Origin of the sequence: Burkholderia sp. Bp9015 (assembly GCF_003853505.1) — a bacterium.
Classification (GTDB): Bacteria; Pseudomonadota; Gammaproteobacteria; order Burkholderiales; family Burkholderiaceae; genus Burkholderia.
In genome coordinates this window covers 43,003-60,028 of sequence record NZ_QTPZ01000031.1, presented here as the reverse complement: position 1 = coordinate 60,028, position 17,026 = coordinate 43,003, and the positions used below count along the sequence as shown (strand labels likewise).

16 protein-coding genes are annotated in these 17,026 nt (G+C 63.8%); 11 read left to right on the top strand and 5 right to left on the bottom strand.

Annotation, left to right across the window (positions count from 1 at the left end; all coding sequences use genetic code 11):
* The first annotated feature begins 116 nt into the window (after positions 1-116).
* The 6 genes from DIE12_RS27880 (at position 117) to DIE12_RS27860 (ending at position 3,781) form a co-directional block, all read left to right on the top strand.
* Positions 117-806 (top strand): ABC transporter permease, encoded by a 690-nt coding sequence (locus DIE12_RS27880; protein WP_044848077.1) that lies wholly within the window; start codon positions 117-119, stop codon positions 804-806.
* Positions 803-1,516, top strand: coding sequence for an ABC transporter permease (locus tag DIE12_RS27875; protein WP_044848076.1), 714 nt, complete (start codon positions 803-805; stop codon positions 1,514-1,516). Before DIE12_RS27880 ends, DIE12_RS27875 begins: the two co-directional genes overlap by 4 nt.
* Before the next feature lie 24 nt (positions 1,517-1,540).
* The gene (locus DIE12_RS27870) at positions 1,541-2,308 is read left to right on the top strand and encodes an ABC transporter ATP-binding protein (protein WP_124488796.1); all 768 of its coding nucleotides are present in this window, start codon (positions 1,541-1,543) and stop codon (positions 2,306-2,308) included.
* A gap of 70 nt (positions 2,309-2,378) precedes the next feature.
* Entirely contained in the window at positions 2,379-2,813 is a 435-nt protein-coding gene (locus DIE12_RS27865; RefSeq protein ID WP_124488795.1) for a cupin domain-containing protein, read from the top strand.
* Positions 2,814-3,107: 294 nt separating this feature from the next.
* Complete coding sequence (locus DIE12_RS38230; protein WP_185500349.1) at positions 3,108-3,245, top strand: HHHH-motif protein; 138 nt, start codon at positions 3,108-3,110, stop codon at positions 3,243-3,245.
* A 68-nt stretch (positions 3,246-3,313) separates the two neighbouring features.
* The gene (locus tag DIE12_RS27860) at positions 3,314-3,781 is read left to right on the top strand and encodes a DUF3761 domain-containing protein (protein WP_044848073.1); all 468 of its coding nucleotides are present in this window, start codon (positions 3,314-3,316) and stop codon (positions 3,779-3,781) included.
* Positions 3,782-3,904: 123 nt separating this feature from the next.
* Here the strand turns inward: DIE12_RS27860 and DIE12_RS27855 are convergent, their stop codons facing one another.
* Positions 3,905-5,260 carry a polyhydroxyalkanoate depolymerase gene (locus DIE12_RS27855; protein WP_124488794.1) on the bottom strand — a complete coding sequence of 452 codons (1,356 nt, stop codon included), beginning with the start codon at positions 5,258-5,260 and terminating at the stop codon, positions 3,905-3,907.
* A gap of 333 nt (positions 5,261-5,593) precedes the next feature.
* On the opposite strand from DIE12_RS27855, the gene DIE12_RS27850 reads away from it, so the two are divergent.
* Positions 5,594-6,256, top strand: a complete 663-nt coding sequence (locus DIE12_RS27850; RefSeq protein ID WP_124488793.1) for a glutathione S-transferase family protein — start codon at positions 5,594-5,596, stop codon at positions 6,254-6,256.
* A 204-nt stretch (positions 6,257-6,460) separates the two neighbouring features.
* On the opposite strand, the gene DIE12_RS27845 is transcribed toward DIE12_RS27850, so the two are convergent.
* The 3 genes from DIE12_RS27845 to DIE12_RS27835 all read right to left on the bottom strand — a co-directional run bounded on the left by DIE12_RS27845 (position 6,461) and on the right by DIE12_RS27835 (position 9,496).
* Positions 6,461-7,429, bottom strand: a complete 969-nt coding sequence (locus tag DIE12_RS27845) for a hypothetical protein (protein WP_124520337.1) — start codon at positions 7,427-7,429, stop codon at positions 6,461-6,463.
* Positions 7,430-7,534: 105 nt separating this feature from the next.
* Positions 7,535-9,178, bottom strand: a complete 1,644-nt coding sequence (locus tag DIE12_RS27840; protein WP_124520336.1) for a DUF2334 domain-containing protein — start codon at positions 9,176-9,178, stop codon at positions 7,535-7,537.
* A gap of 12 nt (positions 9,179-9,190) precedes the next feature.
* Positions 9,191-9,496 carry a hypothetical protein gene (locus tag DIE12_RS27835; protein WP_235879201.1) on the bottom strand — a complete coding sequence of 102 codons (306 nt, stop codon included), beginning with the start codon at positions 9,494-9,496 and terminating at the stop codon, positions 9,191-9,193.
* 959 nt (positions 9,497-10,455) lie between these two features.
* On the opposite strand from DIE12_RS27835, the gene DIE12_RS27830 reads away from it, so the two are divergent.
* Positions 10,456-12,414 (top strand): glycosyl transferase family protein, encoded by a 1,959-nt coding sequence (locus DIE12_RS27830; protein ID WP_124520335.1) that lies wholly within the window; start codon positions 10,456-10,458, stop codon positions 12,412-12,414.
* The gene (locus DIE12_RS27825) at positions 12,411-14,105 is read left to right on the top strand and encodes a bacteriophage N4 adsorption protein A (RefSeq protein WP_124520334.1); all 1,695 of its coding nucleotides are present in this window, start codon (positions 12,411-12,413) and stop codon (positions 14,103-14,105) included. The genes DIE12_RS27830 and DIE12_RS27825 overlap by 4 nt, the downstream gene beginning before the upstream one ends.
* A 41-nt stretch (positions 14,106-14,146) precedes the next feature.
* Here the strand turns inward: DIE12_RS27825 and DIE12_RS27820 are convergent, their stop codons facing one another.
* Entirely contained in the window at positions 14,147-15,115 is a 969-nt protein-coding gene (locus DIE12_RS27820; protein WP_409333446.1) for a hypothetical protein, read from the bottom strand.
* A 90-nt stretch (positions 15,116-15,205) separates the two neighbouring features.
* Here DIE12_RS27820 and DIE12_RS27815 point away from each other — a divergent pair, with 90 nt between their 5' ends.
* Positions 15,206-15,643: a hypothetical protein gene (locus DIE12_RS27815; protein WP_124520333.1), complete on the top strand. Its 438-nt coding sequence runs from the start codon at positions 15,206-15,208 to the stop codon at positions 15,641-15,643.
* A gap of 126 nt (positions 15,644-15,769) precedes the next feature.
* On the top strand, positions 15,770-17,005 hold the full coding sequence (locus DIE12_RS27810) for a Crp/Fnr family transcriptional regulator (protein ID WP_044847580.1): 1,236 nt from the start codon (positions 15,770-15,772) through the stop codon (positions 17,003-17,005).
* Positions 17,006-17,026 lie beyond the last annotated feature (21 nt).

The following is a 17,026-nucleotide window of genomic DNA, read 5'->3' as shown; positions in this document are numbered from 1 at the left end:
GCTTCGCGTGATGCCTCTGGCTTGATGAGCAGACGGCATCAGGTAGTGCGCAGAACTCGTTTGATGCGCGGTTAATGGCTATTGACAATCCAGCCACATCGTTCTGGATCCCTTATATGATCTTCCAAGGATTTGGCCCGCTGTTGTGGGCCGGCACGGTCGAGACCGTGAAGCTCGCGGTGCTGTCGCTTGCCGCGTCGCTGATACTGGGCCTCGCGGGCGCGGCAGCGAAACTCTCGACCAACCGCGTGCTCAAGTCGGTCGGCACGTTCTATACGACGCTGATCCGCGCGGTACCCGATCTCGTGCTGATGCTGCTGCTGTTCTACGGGATCCAGATCCTGCTGAACGACGCGACCGACCTGCTCGGCTGGGACCAGATCGACATCGACCCGTTCGTGGCCGGCGTCGTGACGCTCGGCTTCATCTACGGCGCGTACTTCACCGAGACGTTCCGCGGCGCATTCCTCGCGGTGCCGCGCGGCCAGCTCGAAGCGGGCTTCGCATACGGGATGAGCGGCTGGCGCGTGTTCCACCGCATCCTGTTCCCGCAGATGATGCGCTTCGCGCTGCCGGGCATCGGCAACAACTGGCAGGTGCTCGTGAAGGCCACCGCGCTCGTGTCGATCATCGGCCTCGCCGACGTCGTGAAGGCGTCGCAGGACGCCGGCAAGAGCACGCTCGATTTCTTCTTCTTCACGCTCGCGGCCGGCGCGATCTACCTCGCGATCACGACGGTGTCGAACGTCGTGCTGCACCACCTGGAGAAGCGTTATTCCGTCGGCGTCCGGAGGCTTGCACTGTGATCGAACTCGTCAGCCAGTACTGGCAAAGCTATCTCTATACCGACGGTTACCGCTTCAGCGGCCTCGCGATCACGCTGTGGCTGCTGGTCGTGTCGATCGCGTTCGGCTTCGCGCTCGCCGTGCCGCTCGCGATCGCGCGCGCGTCGTCGAACCGCTGGATCTCGGGCCCCGTGTGGCTCTATACGTACGTGTTCCGCGGCACGCCGCTCTACGTGCAGCTGCTGATGTGCTACACCGGCATCTACAGCCTGCAGGTCGTGCACAACCACGTGCTGCTCGACACGTTCTTCCGCAACGCGATGAACTGCACGCTGCTCGCGTTCGTGCTGAACGAATGCGCGTATGCGACCGAGATCTTCGCGGGTGCGATCAAGGCCACGTCGGCCGGCGAGATCGAGGCCGGGATGGCCTACGGAATGTCGCGCTTCAAGCTCTATACGCGCATCATCCTGCCGTCCGCGCTGCGCCGCTCGCTGCCGAGCTACAGCAACGAAGTGATCCTGATGCTGCACGCGACGACCCTCGCGTTCACCGCGACCGTGCCCGACATCCTGAAGGTCACGCGCGACGTCAACTCCGCGACGTACATGTCGTTCCAGGCCTACGGCATCGCCGCCGTGCTGTACGCCATCGTCGTGTTCACGCTCATCTGGGCGTTCCGCAAGCTCGAGACGCGCTGGCTCGCGTACCTCTCGCCGCGCAGCCACTAATGCATTCGCAAGGAAGGACCAAGCATGTACAAGCTCACCGTTGACAACCTGCACAAGAAGTTCGGCGACAACGAGGTGTTGAAGGGCGTATCGATGAAGGCGAAGGCCGGCGACGTGATCAGCATCATCGGCTCGAGCGGCTCCGGCAAGAGCACGTTCCTGCGCTGCATCAACTTCCTCGAGCAGCCGTGCTCGGGGCAGATCACGATCGGCAGCGAGCCGATCCAGACCGCGCGCGACCGTAACGGCTCGCTGCGCGTGGCCGACCAGAAGCAGCTGCAGCGGATGCGCACGAAGCTGTCGATGGTGTTCCAGCACTTCAACCTGTGGTCGCACATGACGGTGCTCGAGAACGTGATCGAGGCACCGATGGCCGTGCTGGGGATCGGCAAGGAAGAGGCCGTTGCGCGGGCACGCAAGTATCTGGAGAAGGTCGGGCTCGCGCCGCGCGTCGAAGGCATGTATCCGTCGCACCTGTCGGGCGGCCAGCAGCAGCGTGTCGCGATCGCGCGTGCGCTCGCGATGGAGCCCGAAGTGATGCTGTTCGACGAGCCGACGTCGGCGCTCGATCCGGAACTCGTCGGCGAAGTGCTGAAGGTGATGCAGAAGCTCGCCGAGGAAGGCCGCACGATGGTCGTCGTCACGCACGAGATGGGTTTCGCGCGCAACGTGTCGAACCACGTGATCTTCCTGCATCAGGGGAAGATCGAGGAAGAGGGCGATCCGCGGGAGATTCTCGTCAACCCGAAGAGCGAGCGGCTCGGGCAGTTCCTGTCGGGGCGGCTCAAGTAAGCGGGGGCCGCCGCAGCCTGGAACGCTAAATGCTTGTTTCGGACGACTCTTTCGATCGAGGAGCGCCGCGATGAGCACGCCGACCCCTACCGCGTTTTCCCACGTGAAGCCGCAGGACACCGCATATCAAGGCGAAGGCCTGCGCGACTTCTTCCTGTATCGCGATCTCGGCATCGCGGCCGCGACGAACGGCAAGGTCGTCGCGCAACTCGTCAGGGCGAATCATGCACCGGCGGCGGGCACCGGCTGGCACCGTCACGAGGCCGAGTTCCACATCGTGATGATGCTGAAGGGCTGGGCGCGCTTCATGTACGGCGATCGCGAGACGCTGGTGAGCGCCGGCGACTGCGTGCACCAGGCGCCGGGAATCGTGCACTACCTGTTCGACTACTCGCCCGACATGGAGTACCTGGAGATCGTCGGGCCGGCCGATTTCAAGTCGATCGACGTCGAAGGGCCGTGCGCGGTGCCGGCGCCGACGCCGTGGGGCGACGCGGGCGCGTAGCCCTCCGTCGCATCGGATGCGAGGCATCCGCGTGCCCGAGAAAGACCGCCTTCGGGCGGTTTTTTTATGGATCCTGTCCGGGCTTCGGGTTCTGACCGGGTCATTCGACATCCGAAGCATTTGCCGCGTAAGGAAATCGAAAAGACAGGTGGCAATTTGTCAGCTTCGCGTGATGTTTCGTTACACCGTGTCAAAGATCGTCAATTCGATGCAGGTGCGGTGCACGGCGCGTCGGCGACCGGCGTTAAGGACGTAACAGCCGGACCACCGGCTGGCCTACCCAGGAGAATGTCCATGACCCGCATCGCGAAGATCCTGACCGTGACGGCCGTCGCCTGTGCCACCCTCGTGCCGGCGCTGGCCGAAGCCCATTCGCACCGTGTGTGCCATTTCGATCACCACCATCACCGCGTGTGCCGCTGGGTCCGTTGACCCGCGACGCGTTATTCCCGGCAAAGCGTCGGGACGCTTTTCCCGTTCAGGCAAATCAGGAGAGGATCATGAAAAAGACGATGTTGATCGCCGCGCTCGTCGCCGGCATGGGTGTGTCGATCGGTGCGTTCGCACAGGTTCCGGCCAGCGCGCCGGCCGGTACGACCGGGCTGTGCAAGGACGGCTCGTTCTACTCGGGCGCGTCGAAGAAGGGCGCGTGCGCCGGCCACAAGGGCGTGAAGACGTGGTATGGCGCAGCGTCGGCAGCCGCGGCGAGCGCACCGGCCGCGGCCCCCGCGAGCGCGGCTGTCGCTTCCGCCGCATCCGGCGCCGCCCCGGCGAAGAGCGCGCCCGCGACGACCGCCGCGGCGGCGCCCGGCGGCGGCGCGGGCAAGGTGTGGGCCAACGACAGCACGAAGGTCTACCATTGCTCGACCGACAAGTACTACGGCAAGACGAAGCACGGCAGCTACATGTCGGAAGCCGATGCGAAGGCGAAGGGCTACCACGCGTCGCACGGCAAGGCCTGTTCGTAACACCGGCGGAACGCGCGAGCGTTGCCGCTCGCGCACTGCCCGGCATCGCGCCCCGCCATCCGGGCGGGGCGATTCGAGCGCAACGCCGGTGTGCCGCACCGAGCGTTGCCATCCCGCGCGGGCTCAGTGCACGTGATCGGATGGCGCCGCGGCCGCCGTCGCGTCGCGACCGGCCGCGCGCGCGTCGAGCAACGCCCGCAGCGTCACGTAGTGCGCGCCGCTCGCGCTGCCGTTCGTAGCGGTGCGATCGTACGGCTCGTTGTCGTGGATCGTCGCGCGCACGATCGGATAAATCTGCGTTTCCCAGCGGCCGCCGTTGAACACGCCATAATGGCCCGCGCCCGTCTGCACGTGGTGCGTTTTCAGGTACGGCGGCAATCCCGAACACAGCTCCTGCGCGGCCACCGTCTGGCCCACGGCGCAGATGTCGTCCTTCTCGCCCTCGATCGTCAACAGCGCGGTGCGGTGGATCGCGGCCGGTTCCACCAGCCGGTCGCCGACCGTCAGCTCGCCGCGTGCGAGCGCGTATTGCTGGAATACCTTCTCGACCGTCTCCAGGTAGAACTCCGCGGTGAGGTCGGCCGTCGCGAAGTATTCGTCGTAGAAGTGGCGCAGCGTGTCGGCCTTCGCGGGGTCGCCTTTCGCGCGCTCGTAGTACAGGTCGGAAAACGACGCCGCATGGCGGTCGGGATTCATCGACATGAACGCGCCGACCTGCACGAAGCCCGGATACACGCAGCGCTGCGCCCCGACGAAGCCGGCCGGCACCACGCTGATCAGGTTGCGCGCGAACCATTCGATCGGCCGGCTCGTGGCGAGCGCGTTGACCTTCGTCGGATTCACGCGGCAGTCGATCGGCCCCGCCATCAACGTCAGGCTCGCGGGTTGGGCGGGATCGCCGGCGGCGGCCATCAGCGCGACCGCCGAAAGCGCGGCGACGGTCGGCTGGCAGATCGCGAGCACGTGCGCATCCGGGCCGATGTGGCGAATGAAATCGATCACGTGCCCGACGTATTCGTCGAAGCCGAAGCGGCCCGCCGCGAGCGGGATGTCGCGCGGGTTGTGCCAATCGGTGATGTACACGTCGTGATCGGCCAGCATCGTGCTGACCGTGCCGCGGAGCAGCGTCGCGAAATGCCCGGACATCGGCGCGACGATCAGCACGCGAGGCTGGCGCGCCACCGGCCGCGCCTTGCGGAAATGCAGCAGCGTGCCGAACGGCGTGGCCGCCGCGGCTTCCTCGACGATCGGCACCACTTCGCCGTCGACGACGGTCGACGCGATGCCGAACGCCGGACGCCGGTGCGAGAACGCGCAGCATTCGAGCAGTTCGCACAGCGCGTCGACCATGCGGCCCGTCGGGGTCGACGTGGCGGGCGGCCACAGCGACATCGTCGCGCGCGTGGCGGCCGCCCATGCGCGCGCCGGACGCAGGCATTCGGCAGACCATTGGTAGAAAGGATAGGCAAGCAGGTTCATGGCCGTCGTTCGTTGCGTCGCGTTACGTCGAGCGAGGCAAGCCGTATGCCAGCGTGCGGCTGGCACGCGCGTTGCACGGGGTTTGCGAATGCGGCGATACGCGTGGCGACGCGCGCGGCGTCTCATGCGGCGATGCATGCGGCGCGTGGGGCCCGACGACCGAATGCGATGCGCCGCCGTTGCCAACGACGCTCGGCCTACTCGATGTGTCGCTGCGCCGGGCAGCGCGCTGCGCCACTTCGGCGAATGCTTCGCACAGGCGTGGTGCGCTTCGCACGGCGTGGCGCGCGCTTTCGGTGCAGGGGTACGAACGGCAATCAGCAGGGGAGCGACATGGACGTTACCGGACAGACGACGTTGACCATCAGCAGCCGCAATTACTCGTCGTGGTCGATGCGCGGCTGGCTGCTCGCGAAGCTGAGCGGCCTCGCGTTCGAGACGATCAGCGTGCCGATCGATGCGGCATCGCGCGCGGAACTGCTGCTGCTGTCGCCGTCGATTCTCGTGCCGTGCCTGACACACGACGGCAGCACGGTATGGGACACGCTCGCGATCGCCGAATACCTGAACGAAATCCGGCCGCAGGCGCGGCTGCTGCCCGACGACCGGCGTGCGCGTGCGCATTGCCGGTCGATCTGCGGCGAGATGCATTCCGGTTTCAGTGCGCTGCGCTCCGCGCTGCCGATGAACCTGCGTGCGCATTTTCCCGGCTTCCGGATCTGGTCGCGTGCGCAGCACGACATCGAGCGCATCGTGACGATCTGGCGCGCGTGTCTGGCCGCGTATGGCGGCCCCTGGCTGTTCGGCGAGCAGATCGGCATCGCCGATGCGATGTACGCGCCGGTCGTCACGCGATTCCTGACGTACGACGTGAAACTCGAACCCGATATTGCCGAGTACTGCATGCGCATGCTCGCGCATCCGTTCGTGGCGGAGTGGATCGATGCCGCGAAGGCGGAGCACGAAGACATCGACGAACTCGACATGGAGTTCTGACCTGCAACGCACCTTCGCGCGTTCAACCGGATGACCGGCACGTGCATCGAAACGAATCGTCGATGCGGCCGCGCGTGTCCTGCTCGCCCATTGCCCGCGCAGCATCTGTCGGGCATCGCGCCCCGCCGTTTCGGCGGGGCGTTGCTTACCTGCTGCCGGGCACCCTGAGGCTCGCTCCCCGCATTGCAGCACGGCGTAGCAGGATTAGGGACTCGTTTTGGCCGGCTCGGCCGCGGGTGGCTTGGCCGGACGCGTGAGGAGTTCGCGTGTGAGGTTGTCCGACACATAGTGCGGGCCATCGAACAGATAGACTTGATAGCCACGGTAGGTTGTCAGCTGCCTGCTCAATTCGTCGGCGCTGGCCGCCCGGAATCCCCCGTGCTCGGCGGGCCGGAAGGCCTCCGCGATTACCCGCACACGTTGCTTTCCGAGGCGCGAGGTCAGCTCGTCGACATAGGCGCGCGCGACGTAGGGTTCGCGCGCATAGACGCCGCAGCCGTCCTGGAAGAACACCCCGACGTCCGACGGCAGCCACGACACGAGCCAGTCCGCCAGCGCCTTCCCGCCGATATTGGTCTGGTCGTAGACGCTCACCCACAGCGGACGCGGCAGTCGCTTCAGGATATCGGCAAGCTTCGGCGCGTCCTGCCAGGTCGGGTCGATTTCGACCGGGAAGTAGTAGCCGGTGACATTCAGCGGAACGTGCGTGCGCGCTACCGCCAGGGACTGGTCCGCGAGTGTCGACAAATGGGTGCGTGCTCGCTTTTCATCCTGGTAACCGGCGAGGCCCAGGATGACGTTTCTGGCCCAGGGTTCGCGGCCGATGCGCCCCCAGTCGGGAAGGTGTGCCGCGGGACGGATGCCGGCGTCGGGCACGTACGCGGTATCGTCGACGACGCTCCACTGGATCAACAGATCGTGCACGCCGAGCTGTTGCCAGTTCCCGACGGGATTCGTCGTCGCGTTGTCGACCTGCCAGACGATTCCGTCGGCATGCACGTCATGCGCCGTCCAGCTGCACGCGGCCACGGCGAGCGATGCCCCGACGGCCGCGAGCATCGCCGCGCGGGACGAACGCGGCGCGCGCGCGCGCCGGCGTGGCCGGCCTGCGTGCCGGAACCGGCCCAGACGCAGTCGAATCCCGCGCAAGGCCGGGATGGCGTACGTGATCATCGCGGCCTCCCCGGAAGCATTCCTGCGCGACATCGTAGCCGATCACATGCAAACGTGCGACCCGCCTTGCTGCTGCGGGTCGCACGAGGCTTCCACCGGCTCGCGTCACTTGGCCGTCGTGCCGTCCGCCCATGTGTAGCCGAGATTCGTGATGCCCGTCACGATACTCTGGAAGTCCTGGAAGGCGGGCAGTCCGAGATCGGGCTCGAGCCAGTACGGATGGAAGAAGAACGACGCGAAGCCGTCCCGCACCGCCAGACCGTATTGCGCATTGGTCACGATTTGCTGCCACGTGTACGTGATGCACGAGAACGGGTCTTTACTGCAGATGTTGTATTGAAGGCTGCCCAGGTTCTCCGGAATGATTCGTTGCCCGTAGTAATCGGAGTTGATGATGTACGGGAAGAATTGCCCGGCAGAAAAGTCCTGGTTGGGCGCGCCCGTCCCGATCTGCGGATTGGTCGACGTGTAGTAGACGGCCCGCTGGAACGTGGTCGGGAACGTCTGCGCCGTGGCCGTTGATGCCATCGGCGACATCTGGTACTGCGGCGCAGCCCAGCCGACGATCTTGTAGCCGTTGAGCGTGAACTCGAGCAGGCCGTCGGCCATTCTGCCTTTCGCCCATTGCACCGAGTCCTCGTCGACCGGACGATTCTGGACTGCGTACCAGAACTCGAAGTCGCTGCCGCTCACCGCATTCTGAAGATTCGGCGTCGAGTCATACTGGTGCGTATAGCCGTGCATCACGATCGAGCCGCCACGCAGGAGCGCGTAGTTCAACCCGCTCTTGAGGCCCGTTGCCTGTGCGAGGTGAATCGTCTCCGGCACGCCACCGTTGTAATACCCGTTCGGGTCGGTATACAACGGAATGGTCGCCATCGTGAACTTGATCCTCTTCGAGTACAGATAGTCCGACAGCTGCCTCATCGAGCTCGTCGTCGTGAATGCGTCCAGATCCTCGAGGCGGACCAGTGCACGATGATTCACCGGTGCATTGGTCTGCAGGATGTCGTGCAGGATGTCGCATATCACCAGGTAGCGATCCGTCGGGCCGATGTAGGAGAACGGCATGTCCGCGAAGTACCAGAACTTGCCGGAGCGCATGACGTAGGGCGTGGTTGCGCCGCTCTTGCTGTTCTTGATGGTGACGAGCACTTGCGCCTTGGTGGCATCGAGAACCTGGGTCAGGCCGACATCCGGGTCCGCGTTGATGGCGCCGGTCGACGCGTCGAACGCGTAGTACTTGACCATCGCCAGGTTCTTGTACGTGACGGTGTCGTAGAAGCCGGGATTCGGATTGCTCGACGACGGTGTCGCGTTCATCCCGGCAAGGCCCAGGAAGCTGAACCCGAAGGTCTGGTTGAACGTATAGGCCGTGTTCCACGCGAGCTGCCACAGGTTGTACTTGAACCAGACCACGGTTTTCGTGGCGGTCATCACGTCGCTCATGAACGCCGTCGGAATCGGGTTGTTGTAGTAGTCGCCGATATAGAACGTGGCGTCGTGGCTCCCGATCATGCCGGACGTGTAGTTCTGTATCGGTACCAGGTCGACGGTCGTATTGAAGTGGCCGAGCAGGTTCCTCAACATGATGCTGTACATCAGGCCGAGCTTCGAAAACGGGTCGTTGGCCGGGTTGTCGTATAACACGAGCGTATGTGCGGTCGTGGTCTGCGCGTGCGCCGTGCCCGGCAATGTCATTTGCGCGAGTCCGGCAAGCAGGGCTATGACGATCAAGATCTTTTTCATGGCCGTATCTCCCTAGTCGCGTTCGACGTTGCCGCCGTGCTTCTTGACGGAATTTCTGCTGAACTTCGGGCGCCCCGTCTCCTTGTATGCCTTGTCCCAATCCTCATCGGACATGCCGGGTTTCACGTTGACTTGGGCAGAACCGTTTGGCAATGGCGGGGGCTTGATCTTGCCGCCGGACGACTGGTTCGTCTGCTGCGCACTCGCATGCTGAACCGCGCTGGTGATGACGAGCGCGGGACTCAATGCAAGGAGTAGCCCAACGGTGCTCAACCCGATTCGAAAAAATCGATTGCGATGCGAGGGCATGATTTTCATCCTTTGATATGCAAATTGGATTCTCGTTAACGAAACGAGCACGCCCCATTGCCCGATTTAGAATCGGGTGTTATGTCGTTATTTTTTTGCGTTTAATACCCCGGTTAATGAAACGAAACCGGACAGTTGGCTTTCAAGCTAGTTCTGTACCATCCGCCGCAAATGGACACCGGGCCGGGATGCCAAAATCGGCGCGTCGAGACGGTCCGAAATTGTCTCGATAAACGTTTCACGCATGCAACGCGACCGGTTTCGGAAATTGGGTCCGACGAACGCGTAACGTCTGTTTGAGCGATTCAGGTGAAACCGGTTGCGTGCTTAGTTCCGCCCACGGCAACGCGGCAACCGAGCCGGCGGCGCATCCATCCAACGGCGACCGGAGCACCGGATTTTCGGTTTCATCGTCGATCCGTCCGTCCAGGATCGACGGAATCGCGTGACGCGCTCCGGTCGCGATGATCGGGGGCGAGGGTAGAGAACCTGCCAAACGTCTCATATTCGGAACGCCGGTCCGCATGTTTCAGCACTGAAACATTTGGCTCGGTTTCGATTCGCCGATCGTGTGCGGCACACGCCCGGTACCCGGAAGGCGCAAGGGTGGTGGACGATGGCGCACGACTTGCTTGAAGCGCTGTGTATCGAAGAGGCGGTGTATGGGGCGCACTGCAAGGCGCTGGATCGGGGGGCGGCTGCAAGCGCCGGCGCACGCAGGGGACGAATGCAGGCAAGCGGGGAAACCGGCTGTCAAAAGTCATCCACTGAACACGTTGCATTTTTGGTGATGTTGCGTGGTCGTATCAATAGCGCTCCAGGCAGCCTCGAGTCTTTTGAGAACGACGAGAACGGATGTGGCGTTAGCCGCAAGAGTGGACGTGACGGGGTCGACGGGGACAGGGCGGTTTCGTCTTCCGTTGGTGTGCGGAGAAGAAATACAGACGAGCGAAAATCGCGGAAAGGTAATGGATAATATGATATGGAGTGCGTATTTATATGCGCTCAACCTTGTCGCCATTGTGACCGCCCTCGTCATCCTGGTCAGCACGCTGGATGACCTGACGCTGGATGGCTGTTACTGGTCATTCGAAATCGGGCGCATCCTGCGTCGCGAGAAATCGCAGACCGTCGACATCGGCATGCTGCGCGCGCTGGAAGAGCGCCATCTCGCACTCATGGTGCCGGCATGGAAAGAGTACGACGTGATCGCCAAGATGATCGAAAACACGCTGGCGACCATCGAGTACGAGCGGTATGTCATCTTCGTCGGCACCTATCACAACGACGCCGAAACCACGGCGGAAGTCGAACGGATGGTCCGCCGGTATCCGGGCAGGGTGACGCGTGCCACGGTCATGAACGACGGGCCGACCTGCAAGGCGGACTGCCTCAACTGGATTCTCGAGGCGATCCTGCGTTACGAAGCGGTCCATCATATTCAGTTCGCGGGCGTCGTCATGCACGACTGCGAAGATGTCATTCACCCGGTCGAACTCAAGTACCTCAACCATGCGGTGGCGGAGAGCGATCTGGTCCAGCTTCCCGTGCTGTCATTGCCCCGGAAATGGAACGAGTTCGTCGCCGGCTGCTATCTCGACGATTTCAGCGAAACGCACCAGAAGGACGTGCCGGTGCGGGCACGCTTGACCGGGGTCGTGCCGGGCGCGGGTGTTGCATCGTGCTACAGCCGGCGTTCGATCGAAGCGGCGATGAAGGAGCGCAACGGTTGCCCGTTCAACACGAGTTCGCTGACCGAGGACTATGACTTCAGCTTTCGCTTGAGAGACCTCGGCATGAAGGAAACCTTCGCCCGCACGCCGCTTTCGGACATCGTGCGCGATGCCGGCGGCAATCGCGCCAAGGACGGTGCCGCCGGTCGAAACCTGCTGGCCACGCGCGAGTACTTTCCCAAGACATTCCGCACCGCCTACCGGCAGCGCGCGCGCTGGATTCTCGGCATTGCGTTTCAAGGCTGGGAGCAACTCGGCTGGAAGGGCGACTTCCTCACCCGCTACATGTTCTTCCACGATCGCAAGGGCATCGTGACGTCGCTGTTTTCGGTGATTGCCTATGGCGTGCTGCTCAACTTCGTGTTGCTTTCCTTTCTTCAGAATGCCGGTCACGTCATTCCCGCCAGCGCTCACCTCGTGACGGCCAGTGCCTGGGTCACGCCGCTGCTGTGGGTCAACACCCTCATGCTGTTCGCCCGTGCCGGACAGCGCTTCTACTTCGTCAGCAAGCTGAACGGCCCGCTCCAGGGGCTGCTCTCGATCCCGAGGATGTTCGTCAACAACCTGATCAATTTCTGCGCGGTGAGTCGCGCGTGGCGCATCTATGTCGGCCACCTGGTGAGCGGCAAGCCGATCGCATGGGACAAGACCAGTCACACATACCTGTCCAACGAAGAACTCGGGAAAGTGCGCCACAAGATCGGCGAGATCCTGGTCGGCTGGGGCGTGGTTTCCCCGGCGCAACTGGAGGACGGCCTCGAGCGGCAACTGACATGCGGCAAGCGGCTGGGCGAACTGTTGCTCGAAGCCAGTGCGTTGTCCACCGAATCGCTGGCGGATGCGATCGCCGAGCAGGCCGATCTGCCGCGGGTAAGCCTCGGCAACGTGGCGGTGGGCCACTTCGCGGACTCGCTGGCATTCGAGCTGCAGTACGCGTATCGTGTCGTCCCGTTTTCGACCGCCGCCGACGGGACGCTGAACGTCGCGGTAGGGCGGCCGCTCACGCAGGACGAACAGGACGTCGTGCGGCGCGGCGCCCGAACGAACGTTGCCTACTTCATTGCCTGCGATGCGGAGATCGCCGCCGAACTTGGCCGGCACTCGCGCTTCGTCGAAATCGCGCGGCTGCGCGACGGCGACGGCGCGACGCAGCAGGCAGTGCCGGTGAAAAAGCCGTCGGGAGAACAGGCATGAAGCGCTCGACACGTCCGATCGCGGCCGGCCTCAAGCGCTGCGCACGCTTGAGCGCGCTGGCCATTGCCCTGTCGCTCGCCTGGCAGGCGCCGGCATCCGCCGCCCAGCAGCTCAACCCCAAAGCCTATCGGCTCGCCGATGGCGCCTACAAGGCGATCAACGCAGGCGACCTGCCCCGCGCGGAAGCGTACGCGTTGCGCGCCCTCAAGATTCAGCCGGGAAGCGAGCAACTCGGGCTGTTGCTCGTGGATGTGTACCGGCGCGAAGGGAAAGTCGACGAAGCGGACGCGCTGCTGGAATCGCTTAGCGTTCGTTTTCCGAAAAGCGCGGCGGTACTGGCGCAGCATGGCTATCTGGCGCAGCGGCAGATGCGCTACGACGTCGCGTGCAGCAATTTCGCGGCGGCCGTCGCGACTGGAAACTGGAGCAAGGAGCAGCAGCGCAACTTGCGCCTCGCGTGGTCGGACAGTGCGCTCGCGGCGAAGCGTCCGCACGAGGCCGGCGTCGCGCTGGCGCCGCTGGCTGATGAAAAATCCGCCGTGATTCAGTTGCGTATCGCGCAGATGAGCTTGCAGGCGGGCGACCACGACAGCGCGCTCCGCGTGGCCGAGCTGGCGGCCGGCGACGCATCGACCGATGCCGAGCGGAGCATGGCCGAGTCGATCGCGGCACAGGCGCGGCAAGCCGATCAGCAGCCCGAGGTGCCGGTGGACGATACCGCGCAACGGACCTTGCAGCACGCCTATGATCTCCTGCGCGAACACAAGGATCGCGAGGCGCTCGACGCATTTCAGGAAGGTTTCGCCGGTGGCGCCGGCAACGCGATGAACTACGCGGACGCCGGCTATGCGGCCAAGCGGATCGGCTTGAACGAGCAGTCCGTCCAGATGTTCGAGCAGAGTCTCGACGCCGACGAAAACGAACATGCGTTCGACGCGCAGCGCAAGTTCGGCTATCGGCGAGAGGTCGAGCAACTCGAGCGCACCTGGGGTTTCGTGCTGAGTGCGCCATACCAGTCGGCCGCATTCGGCCCGCAAGGCACGATCAGCGTGCTCCAGCCGGGTATCGAGGCGTATTGGCAGCCGCCGAAGATCGGCTATCGGAACGGCCGCATTCTTCAGTTCTTCGTGCGCGGATACGGCACGGCCTACGACGGCACGGGCAACGTGACCGGCATGCCGACCGTGCAGGGGTCGGTGGGCGTGCGCTACAAGCCGATACCCGATCAGAACGTGGTGGTGACCGCCGAGCGGTTGTTCCATATCGGCAGCCTGTCGATGACGGACTGGCTGATGCGCCTGGGTTACTCGTCGGAGGCGGGCACCGACCTGCGGGTCACCGAACCGAGCTGGCGCAGCTGGCAGGCCTATGTAGAAGGTGCGTACTTCATCAATGCCGGGCGTTACATCATCTATTCGGAGTTGCGTTACGGGCACACGTGGCGCTTGCCGATGATCAGCGACCGGCTGACCGTCTACCCGCACGCCGCGGTGGCGGGCGATCACGACAACCGTCAGCCTGACAAGACGGCAATCGGTGCGGGGCCAGGGGTCCAGTTCAGGTACTGGTTTCGCGAAGGCAGGTATACCGCGCCGGCGAGCTATCTCGACGTGACGGTGCAATACCGGTTCGGGTTGACGTCAGCGGCACGCGCACGTGGTCTCGTGGTACGCGCGACATTGTGGTTCTGAGCAACTGCGCTGACGATCAGGCGACTCGATGGTGAGGCTGATCAGCTGGGCGACTTGAGCGTGATGATCGTTTGACGCAGCAGCTGGAAGTACGAGCTGGTCGAATACGGAAGCATCTGCTCGACGTAGTTCCACCAGAAGAATCCGCCGATGAAACGCGGATCGGTCATGCTGTTGACCATCGGGTAGTAGGTCTTGATCAGGTTCTGCTGCACCGACGCAGGCGCCGCGATATCCGACGTGCCGATTTCGCCGAAGCCGACCTTCGCGTTCGGGAAGATGCTTTCCAGCGCCGCGAAGTCGTTGTTCCACGACGGATTCAGCCCCGGGCAATCCTGGTACGGGTAGTAGCTGAACAGCGCGTAGTCGGCCTGCTGGCGAACCGTTGCGGGCAGGAACGCGGTCGGCCACGTCTTCCAGTAATCCTGCGGCTTCTCCCAGCAGTTGTTGCCCTTGCTGTCGTCGTTGTAGTACAGCGTGATCGCAGTCTTGCCGCCGTTCGATTTGACGATCGTGTTGGCCGCGGCGACCATCTGGCCGATCTGCTGCTCTTCCGAATTGACCACGGTGTTCGTGCCGCTCGGATCGTTGCGCAGCCATTCGCCGTTGATTTCGTTGGCGATTTCCCACACGTCGACCGTGTTCTTCAGCTGCGACACCAGTTCCTGCGTGCGCGCCTTGTACGTCGTGATATCCGTCGGGAAATAGTACGAATCGTAGACTTCGCCCATCACGTATGCGACCGAGTGCAGGCGCAGCAGCGGTGCGTAGTAGTCGGCGGCCGACGTGCCCGGATCGAACACGACGCGCACCGTCGGTCGGTACGGCAGGTTCTGCAGCGACGCGATGATCGCATCCAGTTTCGTCAGGTCATCGAGCGTGACGCCGTAGACCGGATTCTTCAGCGGTTCGACCTGGGCGTTGGCGGTTTGGGACAAGGGTATCAGCCCGGCATAAGCAACGCATGCGGCAATGGCCGTGCGTGAGATGGTTTTCGTCAGTTTAATCAAAACTTCGGTTCCGTCCTAAGGTAAGAAGAAGCGCGATTTTAGACGAAAATAAAAGGTAATTATCGGACGATATGCGCAATAAGGGGGCGGATGCTGCGGAATGGAAATTGCTGCGCGGCTGGCTGGCGATCAAAAACGCAGCATCCCGAAACGTTTGCAAGCGGGCATCGGGACGACCGGCGGAACGGCGAATCTCCTGACGACCGGGCGTGGTGGCGCATTCGGGTATACGCGCTGCGATTCGGCTTCGGCTTCGCGGTCGGCTTCGACATCGGCTTCGGCTTCGGCGTCGGCATCGACTTCGACTTCGACTTCGACTTCGACTTCGACTTCGACATCGGCTTTGACATCGGCTTCGACATCGACTTCGCCATCGTCAACACTGCCGTGCTCACGATCGGCCGCATCGTTCGCGATGGCCAGGCGGTGATCCGCTCACGGGCGGTGCCGCACGCAAGCGCACGCATCGAAGAATCTGCTGACGATGCTGGCAATCCGCAAACGTTTCACGTTGATTTTCGTCGGTAACGCGCAGGATTTCGCTAAAGGATGCCGGCGCCGATGACGTTAAACGGGCACGGGGATGACTGCCGATCGCATGCATGTGACATGCGACGCGCAGTCCGCAACAACCAGCGCTGCAGGGGAACCAACATGAATCGTCAGCAATCGTGGACGCGTACGGCCGCGCCCGGCGAGATCATCTACTCGGAGGGCTTCGCCGGCGAGCCCGTCATCTTTCTGATCGCCGACGGCAAGGTCGAGCTGTCGACGCGCTGCGACGACAAGCGTGTCGTCGTCGCGACGCTCGGGCGCGGCGAGTTCTTCGGCGAATCGGCGCTGCTCGCCGCCGAGCCGCGCGCGCATACCGCGAAGGCGCTGTCGTTCTGCCAGCTCACGGTCGTGCCGGCCGCGACGATCGACGAGGAAATCGAGCACGTGTCGGCGCTGCTTCGCCACATCGTGCGCACGATGATCCGGCGCGTGAAGCGCAAGGACGACCAGCTCGCGACCTATACGCATGCCGACTTCATGCCGGGCGTGCTGTCGTATGCGCACGTGCTGTCGCTGATGGCGGGCGCCGACGCGCGCGGCTCCGATGACGCGTGGTCGCGGCGGCCGATGCAGGCACATGCGGAGGTGTCGGTGCCGCTCGCGGAGGTGATCCGCCGGTGCCGCGCGATTGCCGGCCATTCGCGCCCGCACGTGCTTGCGATGCTGCGCCGCATGGAGAAGCTCAATCTCGTCACGATCGAAGCCGCGCAGGGCGACCATGCCGGCGGCGCGGCCGATTACCCGGCGTCGTCGGATGCGCGCCAGACCGTCACGTTCGATGCGGCGCGCGTGGTCGATCGCGCGCAGCAGGTTGCCGATCACGATCTCGACGTGTCGATCAACAGCGAGCTGGAGCTGATCGAGCTCGCCGATCTCGAAGCGCTGATCGGCGTCGACCGGAAGCTGCTGCTCAACAAGCTGTCGCACGGCGAGATCGCCGACGAGGTGTTCGCGTTCCGCAAGTCGAAGGTGCTCGGTTACGTCGGGCAGAAAGGCGTCGCGTATTTCTCGCGGCGCAGCCCGCGCGCCGGCGGCGACGTGCGCGCGCTCGAGGATCTCGTGGGGGTCGACCAGCGCACGTTGTTCGACGTGATCAGCGCATTCGATACGTACGATCTCGCGAAGCTGATCGCGAGCCTCGACGATCGCGCGGTGGCCGACAAGCTGTTCTCGGTGATGACGGAAGCGCGGCGCAACGAGGTGTCGTGGGTGATGCGCCGCGAGCTCAAGCTCGACCCGATCGAGATCGAGGAGATCGAGCGGCGCGTGCTCGATGCCGTGCGCGCGGCCAAGGCGCCGGCGGCGTCCGTGCCGCCGGCTTCATCCGCCGCGTAACGCCCACCCGACGGAGACATC